This window comes from Streptomyces altiplanensis, assembly GCF_053591575.1.
The window spans coordinates 22,620-43,001 of the sequence record NZ_JBSFUB010000051.1 but is presented as its reverse complement, the minus strand read 5'-3'; the positions used below and the strand labels follow the sequence as shown (position 1 = coordinate 43,001).

Genomic DNA, 20,382 nt, shown 5'->3' with positions numbered 1-20,382 from the left:
GTGGAGCAGTGGAGCAGCAGACGGGAACTCCGACGTCGTACGGCAGGGTATTGATCAGCCGGTACTGCGTTCCCGGGAGCGGCCGCGCACCCGGCCGGGGCGGGCACTGCCGTCGCTCCGGCGGCGCCCGCCACCCGTCCGAATGCGGCCAGGGTGCCGCCGACGGTGACGGCGGGCCCGGTGGGAAGCATGTGGTGTGCTCCCCTCGTCGTCGTCAGGCGCAGCGCACGGCGACATAGCCGTCGCTGCCGGTGTTGATGTACGCGTCCGAAACGAACTGGCTGTTCGCGATGTTGGACCAGAGGTTCGTCGTCCCGTACGGCCCCGACACGGTCGTCCCGGGGCACTGGCAGTTGATCGGCACGCGTGCGTCGTACGGCAGGACCTTGACGATCCGGTAGTTGGTGCCGGGGCCGCTGCGCACGTTCACCCGGTAGCCCGGAGCGACGGGATACCGCACCGCCAGCGTCTCCGCGGTGGCGGTGGCAGCCATGGTCGCGACTGCCTCCCCGGTGGTGTTCTCGGCGGTCTTCTCGGCGGTCTTCTCGATGGTGCCCGCGTCTTCTCCCACGGCCATGAGGCCCTCCCCCGTTGATGTACGTATTTCGTACGCCGCGCAGGCTAGCAAGCCACACCGACATCGCACGCATCATCGACTAGGCTCCGTGCGTCTCGCTTGCGGACGATTCACACGGGGGTGGACGATGCCGCCGCTGCGCAGCACCGGGACAGGACCGGAAGCGGAGCATCCGGATTACGCCGGGCAGTACCAGCTCGAAGCCGTGCTCGGCTCAGGAGGCATGGGTGTGGTCCATCTGGCCACCTCCGGCTCCGGGTTGCGTCTCGCCGTCAAGGTGGTGCACGCCGACTTTGCCGCAGATCCCGAGTTCAGGGCTCGCTTCCGGCAGGAGGTCTCCGCCGCCCGCCGGGTGAGCGGAGCGTTCACCGCACCCGTCGTGGACGCCGACACGGATGCGGAACGGCCTTGGATGGCCACCCTGTTCATCGAAGGCCCCACCCTCGCCGAACGCGTCAAGCGGAACGGCCCTCTGAGTACAGAGGAGTTGCTCAGACTCGGCGCTGGACTCGCCGAGTCGCTGCGCGACATCCACCGCGCGGGTGTGGTGCACCGCGATCTCAAGCCGAGCAACGTGCTGCTGGCGGCCGACGGGCCCAAGGTCATCGACTTCGGCATCTCCCGGCCGGCGGACAGCGATCTGCGGACGGAGACCGGCAAGCTGATCGGTACGCCGCCGTTCATGGCACCCGAGCAGTTCCAGCGCCCGCGCGAAGTGGGGCCGGCAGCGGACGTGTTCGCGATGGGGTCCGTGCTCGTCCACGCGGCGACCGGGCGCGGCCCCTTCGACTCCGACAGCCCGTACATCGTCGCGTACCAGGTGGTGCACGACGAGCCGGACCTGACGGACGTACCAAAAGCCCTGGTCCCGCTGTTCACGCGGTGCCTGGCGAAGGATCCCGCCGACCGGCCCACGCCGGACGCGCTGATGGCCGCGCTGCGGTCCGCGGCGTACCGGACCGCCGACGACACCCAGGTGTTCATACCGGCGCAGAGGATTCCGGGCGGGGCGGAGGAAGCTGCCGCAAGGAGAAAGCCTCCGGCGAAGGCGGCGAGCGCCACGGGAGCCGAGCCGGCTGCTGGGACCGACGCGCAGGCCGGACCGGCCGGGGCCGTTGCCGCCGCTCCCGCCCGCCGGCGCGAGGGCGGCCCCCGGCGGGCCGCGCTCACCGTGGCGCTGGCCTCGTCGCTGGTCGTGGGCGGCGTTCTCGGCGTACGCGCGCTGGCGGACGACGGCCGCCCCGGTCCCGCACCTGTCGCGCAACGGGCCGGGGCGGGTGAGGCCGCCCGTCCCTGGAGCGTCTCCCTGTCGGCCGGCGCGCGGAGTCACGCGCCTGCCTGTTCGTACGCGGACGGCGCCCTCTACTGCAGCGCCACCGGCGTCAAGGCCTCCCGTCTGAGCCCGGCCGACGGAAAGGCCGACTGGTCGGAGAAGACGGCCGGCGACGCACCCCGTTCCCGCTCGGACGACAGCGCTCCCGTCCTCGCCGGAGGGCTCCTGCACGTCGTGACACCCGGCGGAGACCGGCTGGAGGCCCTCGATCCGCGGACCGGCGTCCGCCGGTGGAGTACCGGTATCGGTGCCTCCGGCGGCACCGTCGCCCTCCACACCGCGACGTCGGCGCTTCTGGCCGGCCCGGACGGAACCGTCAGGGCCGTCGACCACACCACGGGCAGAACCCTCTGGTCGGAGCGGCACGGCGGCGTCGGCACCCGGTGGGTGGCATCGCCCGGCCGCCGGGGGCCGGTCTACGCGGTCACGGCGTCGGACGACGGTACGTCGACCACGGTCGTCGCGGTCGATCCGGACAGCGGCGAAGCGCAGTGGGAACAGCGGCTGAGCGGGATACTCAGCCCGGTCAGCACCTCGGACGGCGCTCTGTTCCTGCTGGAGGACGACACCGACGGCGTGACGCGGGCGGTCGTACGCCTCGACACCACGGCGCGCACCGCCCGCCGCGTTCCCCTCGTCGCACCGCTCGACCAGGCGCAGGCCACGGTGCGCGGGAACACGGCGTACCTCTTCGGTGTCAACGGCTCGCTGATCGCCGTCGACATGCGCGGTACGGAGGGGGCGGGGGGTGCGGGAAGTGCTGAGCGCGCGCAGCGGTGGCGACTGGAGACGTCGGTCAGCCGCGCCTCACGACCGGTAACGGCCGAAGGCCGCGTCTACCTGTCGGCCGCCGACGGGCGGCTGCTGGCGGTCGACGCCGCCGACGGCAGGCTGCTGGGCCAGACCACGCCCCGCATGGGTGAGGGACCGTACACCTTCGCGGCCTCGCTCCCCGCCCCCGTCACCGCTCCCGGCAAGGTGTTCGCCACCGCGCCCGACGGGTCCGTCTTCGCCGTGGGGGACGGGGATCCGGCGCGCTGGTGAGGAAGAGCGGGTGGGAGAACGGGGCCGGGCGGGGCGGAGTGGGTTGCTCCGTCCCGCCCGGTCACGCCGGTGAAGGCTCCGTTCAGCCCAGCTTCGAGACGTCCCGCACCGCGCCCTTGTCGGCGCTGGTGGCCATCGCGGCGTACGCGCGCAGGGCCTGCGAGACCTTGCGGTCGCGGTTCTTCGGGGCGTACACGCCGCTGAGTGCCTCGCGGCGGGCCGCCAGGTCCTCCTCCGCGACGAGGAGTTCGATCGTGCGGTTCGGGATGTCGATGCGGATGCGGTCGCCGTCCTCGACGAGCGCGATCGTGCCGCCCGACGCCGCCTCCGGGGAGGCGTGGCCGATGGACAGGCCCGACGTACCGCCCGAGAAGCGGCCGTCCGTGACGAGCGCGCAGGTCTTGCCGAGGCCGCGGCCCTTCAGGAAGGACGTCGGGTAGAGCATCTCCTGCATGCCGGGGCCGCCCTTGGGGCCCTCGTAGCGGATGACGACGACGTCGCCGTCCTTGATCTCCTTGCGGAGGATCTTGTCGACGGCCTCGTCCTGCGACTCGCAGACGACCGCCGGGCCCTCGAAGGTCCAGATCGACTCGTCGACACCGGCGGTCTTCACGACGCAGCCGTCGACGGCGAGGTTGCCCTTGAGGACGGCCAGGCCGCCGTCCTTGGAGTACGCGTGCTCGACGGAGCGGATGCAGCCGCCCTCGGCGTCCGTGTCCAGGGTGTCCCAGCGCTCGGACTGCGAGAAGGCGGTCGCGGAGCGGACGCAGCCGGGGGCCGCGTGCCACAGCTCGACGGCCTCGTCGGACGGGGAGCCGCCGCGCACGTCCCACGTCTTCAGCCACTCGGCGAGGGTGGCGGAGTGGACGGTGTGCACGTCCTCGTTGAGGAGGCCGCCGCGGTAGAGCTCGCCCAGGATGGCGGGGATGCCGCCCGCGCGGTGCACGTCCTCCATGTAGTACGTGCCGCCGGGGGCGACGTTCGGCGCGACCTTGGCCAGGCACGGGACGCGGCGCGAGACCTCGTCCATGTCGTCGAGGCCGAAGTCCAGCTCGGCCTCCTGGGCGGCGGCCAGCAGGTGCAGGATCGTGTTGGTGGAGCCGCCCATGGCGATGTCGAGCGCCATGGCGTTCTCGAAGGCCTCGCGGGTGGCGATGTTGCGGGGCAGGACGCTGAGGTCGTCCTGCTCGTAGTGGCGCTTGGTGATCTCGACGATCGTGCGGCCGGCGTTCTCGTACAGGGCCCTGCGGGCGGTGTGCGTGGCGAGGACCGAGCCGTTGCCGGGCAGGGCCAGGCCGATGGCCTCGGCGAGGCAGTTCATCGAGTTGGCGGTGAACATGCCGGAACAGGAGCCGCAGGTCGGACAGGCGTTCTCCTCGATACGGAGGATGTCCGCGTCCGAGATCTTGTCGTTGACCGCGTCGGAGATCGCGTCGACCAGGTCGAGCTTGCGGACCGTGCCGTCGACCAGGGTGGCCTTGCCGGCCTCCATCGGGCCGCCGGAGACGAAGATCGTGGGGATGTTGAGGCGCAGCGCGGCCATCAGCATGCCCGGCGTGATCTTGTCGCAGTTGGAGATGCAGATCAGCGCGTCCGCGCAGTGCGCCTCGACCATGTACTCGACGGAGTCGGCGATCAGGTCGCGGGAGGGCAGGGAGTAGAGCATGCCGCCGTGGCCCATCGCGATGCCGTCGTCGACGGCGATCGTGTTGAACTCGCGGGGGACGGCGCCCGCGGCCAGGATCGCGTCGGAGACGATCCGGCCGACCGGCGCGAGGTGGGTGTGCCCCGGGACGAACTCGGTGAAGGAGTTGGCGACCGCGATGATCGGCTTGCCGATGTCCGCGCTCGCTACGCCCGACGCCCGCATAAGGGCGCGCGCGCCCGCCATGTTGCGGCCGTGGGTGACTGTGCGGGACCTCAGCTCGGGCATCGTCGCTCGCTCCTTAGGCAGATGGGACGTACGAGGCTTACTCACGAGAGTAACTTCGAGCGTACGCCTCGGATCCACGATCTGGACAGCGCGTCCGGTATGCGGGACGGGGTGCTCGGCCTGCGGTCACGGCCCCGGGCAGGCCACGGGCCGGACACGGGCCGGGCGCCCAGCGGGACCTCGCGCCGTGCCCCGCGTCACGCCCGTGTCACTCCTGCGTCAGGTACCGCTGGAGCGTCGGGGCCACCATCGCGATGATCCGCTCCGGATCCGCCGACGCCAGCGGCTCCGCCCGGATGACGTACCGCAGGATCGCGATCCCGACCATGTGCGAGGCCGCGAGCTCCGCCCGGAAGGTCGGGTCCGGTACGTCGAGCTCCGCCGCCACCCGCTCCAGCAGCCGGCGCAGCACGAACGTGCGCAGCACCTTCGCCGCCGTCTCGTTCGTCAGCGCGGACCGGACGACCGCGAGCAGCGGTGCCCTGGTCGCCGGGTTCTCCCATATGCCGATGAAATAGCGGGCCAGCCGCTCCCCGATGCCGTCCGTGCCGCCCTGGCCGAGGACCGCGGGGATCACCAGGGCGGGCTCGAAGGACATCTCGATGGCGGCCGCGAAGACGTCGTCCTTCGTACCGAAGTAGTGGTGGACGAGCGCCGCGTCGACGCCCGCCGCCTTCGCGATGCCGCGCATCGACGTCTTGTCGTAGCCGCGCTCGGAGAATTCGTCGCGGGCGGACTGGAGGATCCGCTCGCGGGCTCCGGGGCCGGCGTCCCCGGGCGACCGGCGGGGGCGGCCCCGGCGGCGGGGCTCCGGCGCCGTACCGCCGCTCGCCGTACCGCTCACTGGTCCCCGCTCACTGCTGCTCGCTCACTCGTGTCCGCTCACTGCTGCGACACCCGGGACGCCAGGTGCAGCCGGGTGAAAGCGAGGGCCTCCGCGAGGTCGGCCTCGCGTTCGGCGGACGACATGGCCCGCCGTGTATTGACCTCGATGACGACATGGCCGTCGAAGCCGCTGAGCGCCAGGCGCTCCAGCAGCTCGGCGCAGGGCTGGTTGCCGCGCCCGGGGACGAGGTGCTCGTCCTTCGCCGAGCCCTTGCCGTCCGCGAGGTGCACGTGCCCGAGCCGGTCGCCCATCCGGTCGACCATGGCCATGGTGTCGGTGCGGGCGGTCGCGGTGTGCGACAGGTCGACGGTGAAGTGCCGGTAGTCGTCCTTGGTCACGTCCCACTCGGGGGCGTACGCCAGCATCTCGCGGTCCCGGTAGCGCCACGGATACATGTTCTCGACGGCGAAACGGACGTCGGTCTCCTCCGCCATCCGCCAGATCCCGGTGACGAAATCGCGGGCGTACTGCCGCTGCCAGCGGAACGGCGGGTGTACGACCACGGCCGACGCGCCGAGCTTCTCGGCGGCGGCCTGCGCCCGCCGGAGCTTCGTCCACGGGTCCGTGGTCCACACGCGCTGGGTGATCAGCAGACAGGGCGCGTGGATGGCCAGGACGGGGACGCCGTGGTAGTCGGAGAGTCTGCGCAGCGCCTCGATGTCCTGGCTGACGGGGTCGGTCCACACCATGACCTCGACACCGTCGTAACCGAGGCGTGCGGCGATCTCGAAGGCCGTCGCCGTCGACTCCGGATACACGGACGCCGTGGACAGCGCGACCTTCGCATCGGGGATGCGCACCACTGGTTCTGCCACGAGGAACAGCGTACGGGCCCTTCCCGGGCGGATGTCGGGCGGGCGGTGGCAGGCGGGTGGACCGGCGGGCAGCCGGGCGGGTGAGCAGGTGCGCGGTCAGACGGGCGGGCGGTCAGACGGGCGGCGGCAGGTGGTCCAGGCGGCGCAGGATGACGCCTTCGCGCAGCGCCCACGGACAGACCTCCAGCGTGTCCACCCCGAAAAGGTCCATCGCCCCTTCCGCCACCAGGGCTCCCGCCAGCAGTTGCGCGGCGCGGCCTTCCGAGACTCCGGGCAGGCCGGCGCGCTGGACTATCGGCATCGCGGCGAGCTTGGGCACCCACTCCTCCAGCGATCTGCGACTGAGCTCACGCTGGACGTGCAGTCCCTCGGCGGAACGGGCCGCGCCCGCGATCCGCGCCAGCTGCCGGAAGGTCTTGGACGTCGCGACCACGTGGTCGGGCCGGCCGAAGCGGCTGAATTCGCCGACCGTACGGGCGATCTGCGCCCGTACGTGACGGCGCAGCGCCTTCACGTCCTGCGGGTCCGGCGGGTCGCCCGGCAGCCAGGCCGCGGTGAGCCGGCCCGCCCCGAGCGGCAGCGACACCGCCGCGTCGGGCTCCTCGTCGATGCCGTACGCGATCTCCAGGGAGCCGCCGCCGATGTCCAGGACCAGGAGCTTGCCCGCCGACCAGCCGAACCAGCGGCGGGCGGCGAGGAAGGTCAGCCGCGCCTCCTCCGCGCCGCTCAGCACCTGGAGACCGACCCCGGTCTCGGCCTTGACCCGGCCCAGGACCTCGTCGGCGTTGGTCGCCTCGCGCACGGCGGAGGTCGCGAACGGCAGGACGTCCTCGCACCCCTTGTCCTCGGCGGCCTGCAGCGCGTCGCCGACCGTCGCCACGAGGCGGTCGATGCCGGCGGCGCCGATGGCCCCGTCCACGTCGAGGAGCTCGGCGAGCCGGAGCTCGGCCTTGTGCGAGTGCGCGGGCAGGGGGCGGGCGCCGGGGTGCGCGTCGACCACCAGCAGATGAACCGTGTTCGAACCCACGTCGAGGACTCCGAGTCTCATGGACGGAACGCTACTGCGGCCCCGCGCTTACCCTTGGCCACGTGTCGAAGACGAAAAAGGCGAAGCCGGGCAAAGCCACGAAGCAGCCGAAGACGAACCCGCCGGTCCCCGCCGTCCAGGACGAGAAGGGCGGGCTCGATTTCGCCCGTGCCTGGGTGGAGTTCCCCGACCCCGCCGACGACGAGCAGGTCTTCCGCTGCGACCTGACGTGGCTGACATCACGCTGGAGCTGCATCTTCGGCAGCGGCTGCCAGGGCATCCAGGCGGGCCGCGCCGACGACGGCTGCTGCACGCTGGGCGCGCACTTCTCGGACGAGGACGACGAGAAGCGCGTCGCGGGCCATGTGGCTCGCCTCACCCCCGACGTGTGGCAGTTCCACGACGTCGGTACGGAGTCCGGCTGGACCCAGACCGACGACGACGGCGAGCGCCAGACGCGCCGCTGGAACGGTTCCTGCGTCTTCCAGAACCGCCCCGGGTTCGCGGGCGGCGCGGGCTGCGCGCTGCACATCCTGGCGCTGAAGGAGGGCAAGGAGCCGCTGGAGACGAAGCCGGACGTGTGCTGGCAGCTGCCGGTACGGCGTACGTACGACTGGATCGACCGGCCCGACGACACGCGTGTCCTGCAGATCTCGATCGGCGAGTACGACCGCAGGGGCTGGGGCCCCGGGGGGCACGACCTGCACTGGTGGTGCACGTCGGCGACCTCGGCGCACGGGGCGGGGGAGCCGGTGTACGTCTCGTACCGGCCGGAGCTGACGGAGCTGATGGGGAAGGCGGCGTACGACCGGCTCGTGGAGCTGTGCGAGGAGCGTCTGGCGGCGCTGCTTCCCATGGCCCCGCACCCGGCGGACCCGACCCCGGCCTGACGCACCCGGCGCACCCGGCCCCGGCCTGACGCTCCCGGCGGCCCCGGCCCCGGAATGCCGGGGCCGGGGCTAGGGCGCCGGTGAGGTCGCGTCCGTCGGGGTCGGGTCCGGTGACGGCGGCGGAGTCGTCGGGTCCGTCGGAGTGGGCTCCGGCGGCGTCGTCGGGGCCGTGGGAGTGGGGGACGCGGACGTGGGCGGCGGTGTCGGGTCCGGCGAGGGGGGCGGCGGCGGGGGCGTCGGATCCGGGGACGACGGCGTCGGCGCGGTGCGGCCGTGGCCCTGCACCACGACGACCGCGCCCGTCGGGTCCACGCCGATGCGCGCGCGCCACGGGCCCGCCGGCTCCCGCTCATGGTCCACGGACACGTACAGCGTGACCGTTTCTCCAGGGGCGAGCGTGCCCGAGGACCGGCTCAGGTAGAGCCAGGACGCGTTCGTCCACGCCGACCAGGACACCGGTGAGCCGCCCGTCGCCCGCAGGGTGACGACGGTCGTGCTGCCCGCGGACCTGGCCTCCACCGCCAGCCGGCCCGCGCCGCCCGGCATCGCCGTACCGCCGCTGACGACCTCGACGGACACGTCCGGCGACCGGCCGCCCGCCGTGAAGCGGGGGTCGGGGGTCGTGCGCGCGTTGCCCGTGTTCTCGTACGCGCCGTTGCCCGTGCCGCCGGGGCCGCCGTACGGGTCGCCGCCGAGCCCGTCGGGGTGGTCCGCCTCGCTCGCGCTGACCGACGCGCCGTGGCTCTCGCCGGTGAGCGGCGCGCCCCGGTAGGCCGCCCAGAGGGCGAACACGGGGGCGGCGACGACGGTCGCGACGACCGTCGTCGTGACCGCCCTGGTCCGCAGCCGGTCGCGCCGCGCCGCGTGGTCCTTGGGGTCCAGCGGGAAGCCGTTGCGGCCGAACCGCGGCGAGCCCCCGCGCGTCCGGGGTGCGCTCGTCCCCGCCGCGTAAGCGGCCGCCCGCGGTGCCGCGACGAGCGGCAGCGTGGCGGGCGCGGCGCCCGTCCCCGGCCACGGGCCGCCCGCCCCGGCCCGCTCGGCGGAGCGCCGGCAGCGCGGGCAGTCGTCGACGTGCCGTACGAGCTCGCGGCACAGGGCCGCGCCGAGCAGCACCTGGTTGTCACCGGTCAGACGGGAGACGATCGGGCAGCTGCCGCTCTCCACGACGGCGAGCGCGGCCCGGGTGCGCTCCACCTCGCAGGCCGCGGCGGCCAGCAGTTCGCGGGCGGCGGGATAGTCCATGCCCAGGACGGAGGCGACCTCGCGCGGGCCGAGTCCGTGGCGCACGGCGAGCTCCAGCGCCTCGCGCTGCTCGGGGGTGGTGCCCGCGGCCTCGGGCCAGGCCAGCAGGGCCAGCTCGCGCCGGCGGCGCAGGGCGGTCTCGTCCGTCTCGGCGCCCGCCTGCCCGGGGGCGGGGTCCGGCGCGCGGTGCCCGCTGTGCGCCCCCGGCCGGCGCCGCTTCTGCTCCGCGAGCCTGCGCAGGCAGGCCCAGCGCGCCAGGGCGTACAGCCAGGCCCTGCGCTCCGGCTCGCGGGACGGGCAGCGTCCTTGCTGCCGCTCGGCGACGGCCAGTACGTCACCGAGCACCGCCGTCGCCGCGTCGTGGTCGCAGAGCACGGACAGGCAGTAGGTGAACAGGCCGTCCAGATACGGCTCGTACGGCTCGTACCGGGCGGGCGGGGCCTGCGCGGGCGTGGGCCGGGGCGCACGGCTGTGCGCCCGGTGTGCGCCGGTGGTGTGCGTAGGGGGTTCCAGCCTGCTGCTCGTCACCCGGCGACCGTAGGCAAAGGAGACATGCCTCTTCGTACCCCTTGAGCAGTTTTAACCCGTACGGGTGAACAGATCCCCCGAAAGGGGACAGGAATTCGGAATTCCGTGACTGTCGGACCCAGCCTGTACGGTCACCACCATGGCTGCCCGTACATCTCGTTCATCCGCGAAGGACCGGCCGTCCTACCGCTGCACCGAATGCGGCTGGACGACCGCGAAGTGGCTCGGCCGCTGCCCCGAATGCCAGGCCTGGGGGACGATCGAGGAAACCGGCGCGCCCGCCGTACGGACCACCGCGGCCGGCCGGGTGAGCTCCGCCGCGCTCCCCATCGGCCAGGTCGACGGCCGCACCGCCACCGCCCGCTCCACCGGCGTCGACGAGCTGGACCGCGTCCTGGGCGGCGGTCTCGTCCCCGGCGCCGTCGTGCTGCTCGCGGGCGAGCCGGGCGTCGGCAAGTCGACGCTGCTCCTGGACGTGGCGGCGAAGGCGGCGAGCGAGGACCACCGCACGCTGTACGTCACCGCCGAGGAGTCCGCGAGCCAGGTGCGCCTGCGCGCCGACCGGATCGGCGCGCTCAACGACCACCTCTACCTCACCGCCGAGACCGATCTGTCGGCCGTCCTCGGACACCTCGACGCGGTCAAGCCGTCCCTTCTCGTCCTCGACTCGGTCCAGACGGTCGCGTCGCCCGAGATCGACGGCGCACCGGGCGGCATGGCCCAGGTCCGCGAGGTCGCGGGCGCGCTCATCCGGGCCTCCAAGGAGCGCGGCATGGCGACGCTCCTGGTCGGCCACGTCACCAAGGACGGCGCCATCGCGGGACCGCGCCTGCTGGAGCACCTCGTCGACGTCGTGCTGTCCTTCGAGGGCGACCGGCACGCGCGCCTGCGGCTCGTACGGGGCGTCAAGAACCGGTACGGCGCGACCGACGAGGTCGGCTGCTTCGAGCTGCACGACGAAGGCATCACCGGCCTCGCCGACCCCTCGGGGCTCTTCCTCACCCGGCGCGCCGAGGCCGTCCCGGGGACGTGCCTGACCGTCACGCTCGAAGGACGCCGCCCGCTCGTCGCCGAAGTGCAGGCGCTCACCGTCGACTCGCAGATCCCCTCCCCCCGGCGCACCACCTCGGGCCTGGAGACCTCACGCGTGTCGATGATGCTCGCCGTGCTGGAGCAGCGCGGCCGCATCACCGCCCTCGGCAAGCGCGACATCTACAGCGCGACGGTGGGTGGCGTGAAGCTCTCCGAACCGGCCGCCGACCTCGCGGTGGCCCTCGCGCTCGCCAGCGCGGCCAGCGACACCCCGCTGCCGAAGAACCTGGTCGCGATCGGCGAAGTGGGCCTCGCGGGGGAGGTCAGGAGGGTCACGGGCGTGCAGCGCAGACTCGCCGAGGCCCACCGGCTCGGCTTCACGCACGCCCTGGTCCCGACCGATCCGGGGAAGGTCCCGGCCGGCATGAAGGTCACCGAGGTCGCCGACATGGGCGACGCCCTCAGAGTCCTTCCCCGCCGCTCTCGCGCACAGGCCCCACAAGGCGAGGAACAGCGCCGGTAGACTTTGCCCTGGTCTCGCCCACCCGTACGAGCACGCGAGGCGAAGTTCAGTGCCCTCCAGGGCACCGCAACCCCGTGACCGGAGGAGTGCAGTGGCAGCCAATGACCGGGCAGCAGCATCCGGAAAGTCCGGCTCAGGCTCGGGCACCGAAGCGCTGATGCGCGCCTCGCTGAGCGCTGTCGCGCCCGGCAAGGGCCTGCGCGACGGCCTGGAGCGCATCCTCCGCGGCAACACCGGCGGTCTCATCGTCCTCGGCATGGACAAAACCGTCGAATCGATGTGTACCGGCGGTTTCGTGCTGGATGTGGAGTTCACCGCGACCCGTCTGCGCGAGCTGTGCAAGCTGGACGGCGCGCTCATCCTCGACAAGGACATCACCAAGATCCTGCGGGCCGGCGTCCAGCTGGTCCCGGACGCGTCCATCCCGACCGAGGAGACCGGCACCCGCCACCGCACGGCGGACCGCGTCTCCAAGCAGTGCAACTTCCCTGTGGTGTCGGTCTCACAGTCGATGCGCCTGATCGCGCTGTACGTCGACGGGGAGCGCCGGGTCCTGGAGGAGTCGGCGGCGATCCTGTCCCGCGCCAACCAGGCCCTGGCCACCCTGGAGCGTTACAAGCTCCGCCTCGACGAGGTCGCCGGCACGCTGTCCGCGCTGGAGATCGAGGACCTGGTGACGGTCCGCGACGTGACGGCGGTGGCGCAGCGCCTGGAGATGGTGCGCCGCATCGCCACCGAGATCGCCGAGTACGTGGTGGAACTGGGCACCGACGGACGTCTCCTCTCCCTCCAGCTCGACGAGTTGATCGCGGGCGTCGAGCCGGAGCGCGAACTGGTCGTCCGGGACTACGTACCGGAGCCGACGGCGAAGCGTTCCCGCACGGTCGACGAAGCGCTGACCGAGCTGGACGCGCTGTCCCACACCGAGCTGCTCGAACTTCCCGTCGTGGCGCGGGCGCTGGGCTACAGCGGCTCCCCGGAGACGCTCGACTCCGCGGTCTCGCCGCGCGGCTACCGGCTGCTCGCCAAGGTCCCGCGGCTGCCCGGTGCGATCATCGAGCGGCTCGTCGAGCACTTCGGCGGCCTCCAGAAGCTGCTCGCCGCGAGCGTCGACGACCTCCAGGCGGTCGACGGCGTCGGCGAGGCGCGGGCGCGCTCGGTGCGCGAGGGCCTGTCCAGGCTGGCCGAGTCGTCGATCCTGGAGCGCTACGTCTGAGCCGGGCGGCGGCGCCCGGCCCCGGCGGGCGGGCCCGGGCCCGGGCCCTTCCCTAGTCCTTCTTCAGTGTGAACGTGGCCGGTGACTTCGCGCCCGGCATCTCCAGCAGATAGGTGCCGTCGCCGACGGACGTGGCGGGCGGTGTCGCGCACTTCGGCGCGCTCTGGCTGAGGTCCCACTGGACGGTGTGCTTGACGGTGCTGTGCGCGGGGACCCGGAGCAGCAGGCTGCCGGGGGTCCGCGGGCAGTGCTTGGAGGACCACACCGTCTCGTTGTCGTCGTCGGTGATGGTGAGCACGGCGGCCTTCGGTCCGAAGTCCATCTTGCAGGCGGCGCCCGAGGTGTTCTCCGCGATCAGCTCGAACTTGGGCTTCTCGCCCGCCTCGTACTCGTTCTTGAAGCTGCGCAGGGTCAACTCGATGGTCGCGGCGGTGCAGTCGGGAATGCTGGAGCCGGCCGGTACGCGCTGACCGCCGCCGGTGCCGCCACCGAAAGCGCCGCCGGTGCCCGCTCCCGCGCCGCCGCTGCCGCCGCCGCCGGAACCGTCGCTGTCGCTGTCGCCGTCACCGCCGCCGTCGGCCGCGCCGTCGCCACCGCTGCCGTCGCCGCCCGCGTCCGTACCGCCGTCTTCGCCGCCGTCGTCTCCGCCGCCGCCGTTGCCGCCGCCGCCATCGCCGCTGCCGGAGCCGCCCGTGTCGTCGCGGCCACCCGGGTCCTCACTGATGGCGGGACCCGACGAGTCCGGCCCGGGGGTGATGGTGGTGGTCGGCTCGGGTGTGGCGCCGCTGTGGGCCCTGTCGTCCTTGTCGCCCTCGCCGCCAGTGGACATGACAATCCATAGGGTCAGCAGTACGAGCAGCACCATCAGGGACAGCGCGACTGCCCTCCGGCGCCAGTAAATGGAGGAGGGAAGCGGCCCGACTGGATTGCGCATAGATCCCACGGCGCAAACTGTACGAGAGATCGCAGCCAACTCCTGCCCCACCCGCCGCCTGCAACCCCAACTTTTCACGATCATCATTTCGGTTCGCCGCGGCAACCCCTGTCTTTCGTCGGGGTACGGCTCCTGACGATCGCTCAATGTCACGGCGACGCCGGGATCCATACGGTCCGTGACCATGGACAGCACCGAGCTCTACCGGGACATCACCGCCTTCGCCCGTACCACCCCTTCCTGGGTCCGGCACCTCGCCGAGGTCTGGACGGAGGCGGGCATCCTGCTCTTCGGCGTCCTCTTCGCCGCGGCGTGGTGGCGCGCGCGGAACGGGGACGCGCGCGCCGTCGCGCCGGCGGTGCTCGCGCCGCTCGCGACCGCCGCCGCCTACGGGGCGAGCGAGCTGCTGAAGACGGTGGCCGACGAGGAGCGGCCGTGCCGCGCCGTCGCGCACGCGGCGGTCTCGCTCGTGCCGTGCCCGCCGGCCGGGGACTGGTCGTTCCCCAGCAACCACGCGACGATCGCGGGCGCGGCGGCGGTCGGCCTCGCCGTCGCCTGGCGGCGGCTCGCGCTCCTCGCCGCCTCGACGGCCCTGCTGATGGCCTTCTCGCGCGTCTTCGTCGGCGTGCACTACCCGCATGACGTGGCCGCGGGACTGCTGCTCGGCGCGGTGGTGGCGGCGGTCGCGCTCCGGACCCTCGCGCGCCTCGCGCAGGCGGCCGTCACGGCGATGCGTACGAGCCGGCTCGCCCTCGCGGCCTGGCTCGCGGGGCCGGGACCGAGACCGGGTCCGGGACCGAGGCCGGGCCCGGATCAGGGCCGGGGCCTCAGGCCGTAGCGCCGGCGCCGTCCGCCCCGCCGGTCAGCCCCGCCTCGTACGCGACGATCGCCGCCTGGACGCGGTTCCTGACCTCCAGCCGCTCCAGGACCGCGCTCACATACGCCTTGACCGTGCCCTCGACGAGATGCAGCCGCGCCGCGATCTCCGGGTTGGACAGCCCGGCGCCGACCAGCGCGAGCACCTCGCGCTCACGGGGCGTCAGCCGCTCGGTGCGGGCGCGGGCTGCGGCGGCGCGGCCCAGCTTCTCGCCGCCGAGCTCCGCGATGACATGGCGGGCCACCTTCGGCGAGAGGAAGGCGGCGCCCTCGGCCACCGCCCGTACGCCCGCGATCAGTTCGTGCGGATCGCCGGACTTGAGGAGGAATCCGGTGGCGCCGCCGGACAGCGCGCGGGCGATGTACGCGTCCGCCGAGAACGTCGTCAGGATCGCCACGGCGGTCCCCGGAACGGCCCTGGTCACCTCCGCACAGGCGGCGAGGCCGTCGAGGCGCGGCATGCGGATGTCGAACAGGGCGACATCGGGGCGGTGGGCGCGGACCAGTTCGACGGCCTCGTGGCCGTCGGCGGCCTCCGCGACGACCTCGATCCCCGGGTCCGCGGCGAGGATCGCCCGTATCCCCGCCCGCATCATCGTCTCGTCGTCCGCCAGCACCACACGGATCACCGCGTTCACTCCTTCTCCCCTTCTCCGGTGCGTTCCTGAGTGGTGCTCAGCGTGGGCACCACCGTCTTCGACACGAGACGGCCGTCCGCGAAGCAGACCCTGAAGTGGCCGACCGCCACGAAGAGTTCGCGGCTCGCCCGGTAGTAGCGGCAGTCGGCGCCGGGCGGCGGCGCGGGCGCGCGCTCGACGGGCGGGTCGGTGACGGACCGGTCCGGCAGGACCCGTGCGGCCCCGGCCTCACTCTCCCCGACGCGCAGGCGCGCGTAGTCGGCGGGGGCCAGGGCGGAGTGGGACCTGGTGTACGCGTACCAGCCGAGGGCGCCCGCGACCAGTACGGCTCCGGCGCTCCCCGCGACGGCGAACGACACGACGGCGCGGCGCCGGGCCCGCCGCCGCGCCAGCAGGAAGGCTTCGGGGGCGCGGCTCTCCGCGGCGGCCCCGGCGCCGCCGCCGCGCGGCCGCGCCTCACCGGGGCCCGGGAGCACGGCCGTCACGCGGAAGCCGTCGCCGTGCGGGCCCGCGCCGAACGCACCGCCCACCAGGGCCACGCCCTCCCGCAGGCCCAGCAGGCCGGAGCCCGCGCCCGCGCCCGGGGAGCCTTCGCCGGAAGGGCGCCGGGAGGGCCCGTTCGTGACCGTGACCGTCGTCGCGCCACTGCCCGGGGCCGTGCTGACGTCGACCGTCACCGCCGCCCCCGGCGCGTGCTTCGCCGCGTTCGTGAGTGCTTCCCGGACCACGCGGTACGCCGTGCGCTCCGGCACCCCGGACCGGGCCGGACGTACCGCCGAAGCGGGCGGTGACGACAGCAGACGCACCGGAAGGCCGGAGTCCGCCGCCCGTGCCACCAGGTCCTCGATCGTCTCCCCCGCCGGAGCGAGCGGGGGCCCGGCCGGCGGCTCCCCCTCCCGCAGTACGCCGATGATCTCCCCGAGCCGGTCCGTCGCGTCGGACGCCGCGGCCCGCAGCTCCCGCGCCGCGTCCCGGTGCGGCGCCGCCAGACCGGGCGCGACCTGGAGCGCGCCCGCCCGTACGGCGATCAGGCTGAGTTCGTGGCCCAGCGAGTCGTGCATGTCCTGGGCGATCCTGGCCCGCTCCAGCAGCCGCGCCCGGTCCGCCACGATCCGCTGTTCGCGCTCCAGCTGCGCGGCCCGGCTCCATCCGGCGACGACCAGTTCGCGGCGCTGGCGCCAGTACCGGCCCGCCAGCCACGGGAAGACCGCCCCGAACAGCAGCGTCCCCAGCAGGACCAGCCACTCCACGACCGGGTCGACGCGGCGCACGGCGATCACCGCGGTGCCCGCCGCGGCCACCGCACCGAGAACGAGCGACGCGTCGCGCACCCGCGCCGCGCGGAGTCCGAGCAGCAGGCAGAAGAGGGAGAGGGCGGGCCCGTACGAGAGGGTGAGGAGCGAGCGCGACGCGGCCAGGCCGAGCGCCGCGGCCAGGCCCGCCGCCACCACGGGCCGGGTCCGCCGGACCGACGCGGCCGCGGCCAGCACCACGAGGCCGGCGGCCTCCTGCCACCCCGGGCGCGGCTCGTTCAGGCCGATCCGGTCGACGGCGAGGGCGGGCACGGCGAGCGCCGCCCAGAGCAGGGCGTCGGTGAGGAGGGAACGCGGGGAGCGACGGGCGGGGCGGGCGGGACGAGGGGGGCGGGAGTGGGTGGGACGAAGGGTGCGGAAGCGGGCGGGACCAGGGGGGCGGAAGCGGGCGGGCGGCATCCCGCCGACGCTACAAGCGGCCGTGCCGTCCGCGCCCCTGCCGATCGTCAGGTCCTGGCGTGCCGGGATCGCGCGCCGAAACGTGTCAGGATCGGTGGTGCCATGACTGCCACAAGTGAAACCCCCACGAACGCGACCGCCGCCACCGCCGCCACCGCCCTCCACACCCCCGTCATCGCGTGGTTCGACGCGAACGCCCGCGACCTGCCCTGGCGCCGGCCCGAAGCCGGCGCCTGGGGTGTGATGGTCAGCGAGTTCATGCTCCAGCAGACACCGGTCAGCCGTGTCCTGCCGGTGTACGAGCAGTGGATGCGGCGCTGGCCGCGCCCCGCCGACCTGGCCGCCGACGCCCCCGGCGAAGCGGTCCGCGCCTGGGGCAGGCTCGGCTACCCGCGCCGCGCGCTGCGGCTGCACGGCGCGGCCGTCGCGATGACGGACCGGCACGACGGCGACGTACCGAGCGACCACGCCCAGCTCCTCGCCCTGCCCGGGGTCGGCGAGTACACGGCCGCGGCCGTCGCCTCCTTCGCGTACGGGCAGCGCCACCCCGTCCTCGACACGAACGTCCGCCGCGTCTTCGCCCGTACGGTCACCGGCGTCCAGTACCCGCCGAACGCCACCACCGCCGCCGAGCGCAGGATCGCCCGCGCCCTCCTCCCCGACGAGGAGGCGCGTGCGGCCCGGTGGGCGGCGGCCTCGATGGAGCTCGGCGCGCTCGTGTGCACCGCGAAGAGCCCGGACTGCGGGGTCTGCCCGGTCTCCGGACAGTGCGCGTGGCGGCTGGCGGGCAAGCCGGCGCACGACGGGCCGCCGCGGCGCGGTCAGACGTACGCCGGTACGGACCGCCAGGTGCGCGGCAAGCTCCTCGCCGTCCTCAGGGACGCGGACGAGCCGGTTCCGCAGGCCGCGCTCGACGCGGTGTGGCACGAACCGGTGCAGCGGGCGCGGGCGCTGGACGGACTGGTCGCGGACGGGCTCGTGGAGCCCCTGGGGAACGGCCTCTACCGGCTCCCCGCCGCCTGAGCGCAGCGCCGTCCGGGCACAGCCCGCACACAGCCCGTACACAGCCGCCGTCGCGCGTCCGCCGTTACACAACCGATGGGTAGCCGTGCGTTTGCCGACGGCTGCCCCGGACAGTGCCGTGACAACGCCTCCGTAGCGTCATCGCCGTAAGCAAGCAGGTCACGGGGTTGGCAAGTGGGACGGAGGCGGTTCTTGATGGCGCACGGCGAGGTGCTCGAATTCGAAGAGTACGTACGCACTCGGCAGGATGCCCTGCTGCGCAGTGCCAGACGTCTGGTCCCCGACCCGGTGGACGCCCAGGACCTCCTCCAGACCGCGCTGGCGCGTACGTACGGCCGCTGGGACGGCATAGCGGACAAGTCGCTGGCCGACGCCTACCTGCGCCGCGTCATGATCAACACGCGGACCGAGTGGTGGCGCGCCCGCAGGCTCGAAGAGGTCCCGACCGAGCAGCTGCCCGACGCGAGCGTCGAGGACGGCACCGAGCAGCGTGCGGACCGCGCCCTGCTGATGGACATACTCGGCGTACTGGCACCCAAGCAGCGCAGTGTGGTCGTGCTGCGACACTGGGAGCAGATGAGCACGGAGGAGACCGCCGCGGCCCTCGGCATGTCGGCGGGTACGGTCAAGAGCACGCTGCACCGGGCACTGGCCCGACTCCGGCAGGAGCTGGAGAGCCGCGAACTGGACGCGCACGCCCTGGAGCGTGCGGAGCAGGGCGACGAACGGGAGATGGAGCGTTGCGCGGCCTAGGCAGGGGCAGCAGGTCCTCACTGGCGGCGGGCGGCACGGCGATGGCCGGTGCCGCCGTCGTCGGCCTGTTCGTGGTGTCGTGCCACGCCGGGGGGACGGGCGCGCGGGACGCGGGTCCGGCGCGTACGGACCCGGTGGCCAGGGCCACCCTCTCGGAGGACGAGCCGTCGCAGCCCGCCGCCAAGCGGGTCGACGCGGTGGCGCTGCTCCAGGGGGACCCGGAGGTCAGCGCCACGGTGAAGCGGGACCTGAAGCCGTGCGTCAAGGACGAGTACCCGGTCGACACGTCGTACGGGAAGCTGACCGGCGGGACCGCCAACGACGTCGTGGTGAACGTGATGACGTGCGGGGACGCCGTGGGCATCGGGACGTATGTGTACCGCGAGGACGAGGGCGCGTACAAGAACGTCTTCGCGGCCGAGAGCCCGGCGGTCTACGCGGAGATCGACCGCGGTGACCTGGTGCTGACCAAGCCGGTCTACGGGAAGGACGACCCGATGGCGTACCCGTCCGGCGAAGAAGTGATCACCTACCGCTGGTCCGGGAGCAAGTTCACCGTGCAGGACCACGTGCACAACGACTTCAGCCGTGCGGTCGGCGGGGACGGCGACGCGGTCGGACCCGAGGCTGCTCCGACCGGCCCGTCGGACGGCTGAGAGAACCACCGAGAGAGCAGAGAGCAGCCGATGGCCGAGACCCATGTCCTGTTCGTGGAGGACGACGACGTCATCCGCGAGGCGACACAGCTCGCGCTGGAGCGCGACGGCTTCACCGTCACCGCCATGCCCGACGGGCTGTCGGGCCTCGAGGCCTTCCGCAGCGACCGGCCGGACATCGCGCTGCTCGATGTGATGGTGCCCGGCCTGGACGGCGTGAGCCTGTGCCGGCGCATCAGGGACGAGTCGACGGTGCCGGTGATCATGCTGTCGGCGCGGGCCGACTCGATCGACGTCGTACTGGGCCTGGAGGCGGGGGCCGACGACTACGTGACGAAGCCCTTCGACGGGGCGGTGCTCGTGGCCCGGATCCGCGCGGTGCTGCGCCGCTTCGGGCACGCGGGCGGGCCGGACGGCCGTACGTCCGACGGGGACGCGGGGCCGGACGGCGGGCTGCTCGTCTTCGGCGAGCTGGAAGTCGACACCGAGGGCATGGAGGTCCGCAGGAGCGGTGAGCCGGTGGGGCTGACGCCGACGGAGATGCGGCTGCTGCTGGAGTTCTCGTCCGCGCCGGGCACGGTGCTGTCGCGCGACAAGCTGCTGGGGCGGGTCTGGGACTACGGGTGGGGCGGGGACACCCGGGTGGTGGACGTCCATGTGCAGCGCCTGCGTACCAAGATCGGCCAGGACCGCATCGAGACGGTCCGCGGCTTCGGCTACAAGTTGAAGCCGTGAGCCGGCGTT

18 protein-coding genes are annotated in these 20,382 nt (G+C 73.4%); 9 read left to right on the top strand and 9 right to left on the bottom strand.

Annotated features, from left to right (window positions below):
- Positions 1–214: 214 nt before the first annotated feature.
- On the bottom strand, positions 215–577 hold the full coding sequence (locus tag ACWD0Y_RS21910; RefSeq protein ID WP_450262000.1) for an SH3 domain-containing protein: 363 nt from the start codon (positions 575–577) through the stop codon (positions 215–217).
- Between the two features lie 127 nt (positions 578–704).
- Here ACWD0Y_RS21910 and ACWD0Y_RS21905 point away from each other — a divergent pair, with 127 nt between their 5' ends.
- Positions 705–2,954: a protein kinase domain-containing protein gene (locus ACWD0Y_RS21905; protein WP_450261999.1), complete on the top strand. Its 2,250-nt coding sequence runs from the start codon at positions 705–707 to the stop codon at positions 2,952–2,954.
- Positions 2,955–3,036: 82 nt separating this feature from the next.
- Here the strand turns inward: ACWD0Y_RS21905 and ilvD are convergent, their stop codons facing one another.
- From ilvD to ACWD0Y_RS21885, 4 genes are all read right to left on the bottom strand, one after another.
- Entirely contained in the window at positions 3,037–4,887 is a 1,851-nt protein-coding gene (ilvD, locus tag ACWD0Y_RS21900) for a dihydroxy-acid dehydratase (protein WP_450261998.1), read from the bottom strand.
- Between the two features lie 208 nt (positions 4,888–5,095).
- The gene (locus ACWD0Y_RS21895) at positions 5,096–5,731 is read right to left on the bottom strand and encodes a TetR/AcrR family transcriptional regulator (protein ID WP_450261997.1); all 636 of its coding nucleotides are present in this window, start codon (positions 5,729–5,731) and stop codon (positions 5,096–5,098) included.
- 38 nt (positions 5,732–5,769) lie between these two features.
- Positions 5,770–6,588: a sugar phosphate isomerase/epimerase family protein gene (locus ACWD0Y_RS21890; protein ID WP_093799707.1), complete on the bottom strand. Its 819-nt coding sequence runs from the start codon at positions 6,586–6,588 to the stop codon at positions 5,770–5,772.
- A 112-nt stretch (positions 6,589–6,700) separates the two neighbouring features.
- Positions 6,701–7,636, bottom strand: coding sequence for a Ppx/GppA phosphatase family protein (locus ACWD0Y_RS21885; protein ID WP_450261996.1), 936 nt, complete (start codon positions 7,634–7,636; stop codon positions 6,701–6,703).
- 41 nt (positions 7,637–7,677) lie between these two features.
- Here ACWD0Y_RS21885 and ACWD0Y_RS21880 point away from each other — a divergent pair, with 41 nt between their 5' ends.
- On the top strand, positions 7,678–8,505 hold the full coding sequence (locus tag ACWD0Y_RS21880; protein WP_450261995.1) for a hypothetical protein: 828 nt from the start codon (positions 7,678–7,680) through the stop codon (positions 8,503–8,505).
- Between the two features lie 69 nt (positions 8,506–8,574).
- On the opposite strand, the gene ACWD0Y_RS21875 is transcribed toward ACWD0Y_RS21880, so the two are convergent.
- On the bottom strand, positions 8,575–10,275 hold the full coding sequence (locus tag ACWD0Y_RS21875) for a BACON domain-containing protein (protein ID WP_450261994.1): 1,701 nt from the start codon (positions 10,273–10,275) through the stop codon (positions 8,575–8,577).
- A gap of 139 nt (positions 10,276–10,414) precedes the next feature.
- Here ACWD0Y_RS21875 and radA point away from each other — a divergent pair, with 139 nt between their 5' ends.
- Complete coding sequence (gene radA / locus ACWD0Y_RS21870) at positions 10,415–11,830, top strand: DNA repair protein RadA (RefSeq protein WP_093799711.1); 1,416 nt, start codon at positions 10,415–10,417, stop codon at positions 11,828–11,830.
- 91 nt (positions 11,831–11,921) lie between these two features.
- Positions 11,922–13,046 (top strand): DNA integrity scanning diadenylate cyclase DisA, encoded by a 1,125-nt coding sequence (gene disA / locus ACWD0Y_RS21865; RefSeq protein ID WP_093799712.1) that lies wholly within the window; start codon positions 11,922–11,924, stop codon positions 13,044–13,046.
- A gap of 52 nt (positions 13,047–13,098) precedes the next feature.
- Here disA and ACWD0Y_RS21860 read toward each other — a convergent pair whose 3' ends face one another.
- Positions 13,099–13,875, bottom strand: a complete 777-nt coding sequence (locus ACWD0Y_RS21860; protein ID WP_450261993.1) for a hypothetical protein — start codon at positions 13,873–13,875, stop codon at positions 13,099–13,101.
- A gap of 289 nt (positions 13,876–14,164) precedes the next feature.
- Between ACWD0Y_RS21860 and ACWD0Y_RS21855 the strand changes: the two genes are divergently transcribed.
- On the top strand, positions 14,165–14,818 hold the full coding sequence (locus ACWD0Y_RS21855) for a phosphatase PAP2 family protein (protein WP_450261992.1): 654 nt from the start codon (positions 14,165–14,167) through the stop codon (positions 14,816–14,818).
- On the opposite strand, the gene ACWD0Y_RS21850 is transcribed toward ACWD0Y_RS21855, so the two are convergent.
- Positions 14,808–15,485, bottom strand: a complete 678-nt coding sequence (locus ACWD0Y_RS21850) for a response regulator transcription factor (protein WP_450261991.1) — start codon at positions 15,483–15,485, stop codon at positions 14,808–14,810. The two genes, ACWD0Y_RS21855 and ACWD0Y_RS21850, sit on opposite strands and share 11 nt — an antisense overlap.
- 5 nt (positions 15,486–15,490) lie before the next feature.
- Complete coding sequence (locus tag ACWD0Y_RS21845) at positions 15,491–17,206, bottom strand: sensor histidine kinase (protein WP_450261990.1); 1,716 nt, start codon at positions 17,204–17,206, stop codon at positions 15,491–15,493.
- Between the two features lie 102 nt (positions 17,207–17,308).
- On the opposite strand from ACWD0Y_RS21845, the gene ACWD0Y_RS21840 reads away from it, so the two are divergent.
- From ACWD0Y_RS21840 to cseB, 4 genes are all read left to right on the top strand, one after another.
- On the top strand, positions 17,309–18,229 hold the full coding sequence (locus ACWD0Y_RS21840) for an A/G-specific adenine glycosylase (RefSeq protein WP_450261989.1): 921 nt from the start codon (positions 17,309–17,311) through the stop codon (positions 18,227–18,229).
- A gap of 195 nt (positions 18,230–18,424) precedes the next feature.
- Complete coding sequence (locus ACWD0Y_RS21835; protein WP_450261988.1) at positions 18,425–18,982, top strand: SigE family RNA polymerase sigma factor; 558 nt, start codon at positions 18,425–18,427, stop codon at positions 18,980–18,982.
- Positions 18,970–19,638, top strand: a complete 669-nt coding sequence (locus ACWD0Y_RS21830) for a hypothetical protein (protein ID WP_450261987.1) — start codon at positions 18,970–18,972, stop codon at positions 19,636–19,638. The genes ACWD0Y_RS21835 and ACWD0Y_RS21830 overlap by 13 nt, the downstream gene beginning before the upstream one ends.
- Positions 19,639–19,668: 30 nt before the next feature.
- On the top strand, positions 19,669–20,373 hold the full coding sequence (gene cseB, locus ACWD0Y_RS21825; protein ID WP_450261986.1) for a two-component system response regulator CseB: 705 nt from the start codon (positions 19,669–19,671) through the stop codon (positions 20,371–20,373).
- The last annotated feature ends 9 nt before the right edge of the window (positions 20,374–20,382 follow it).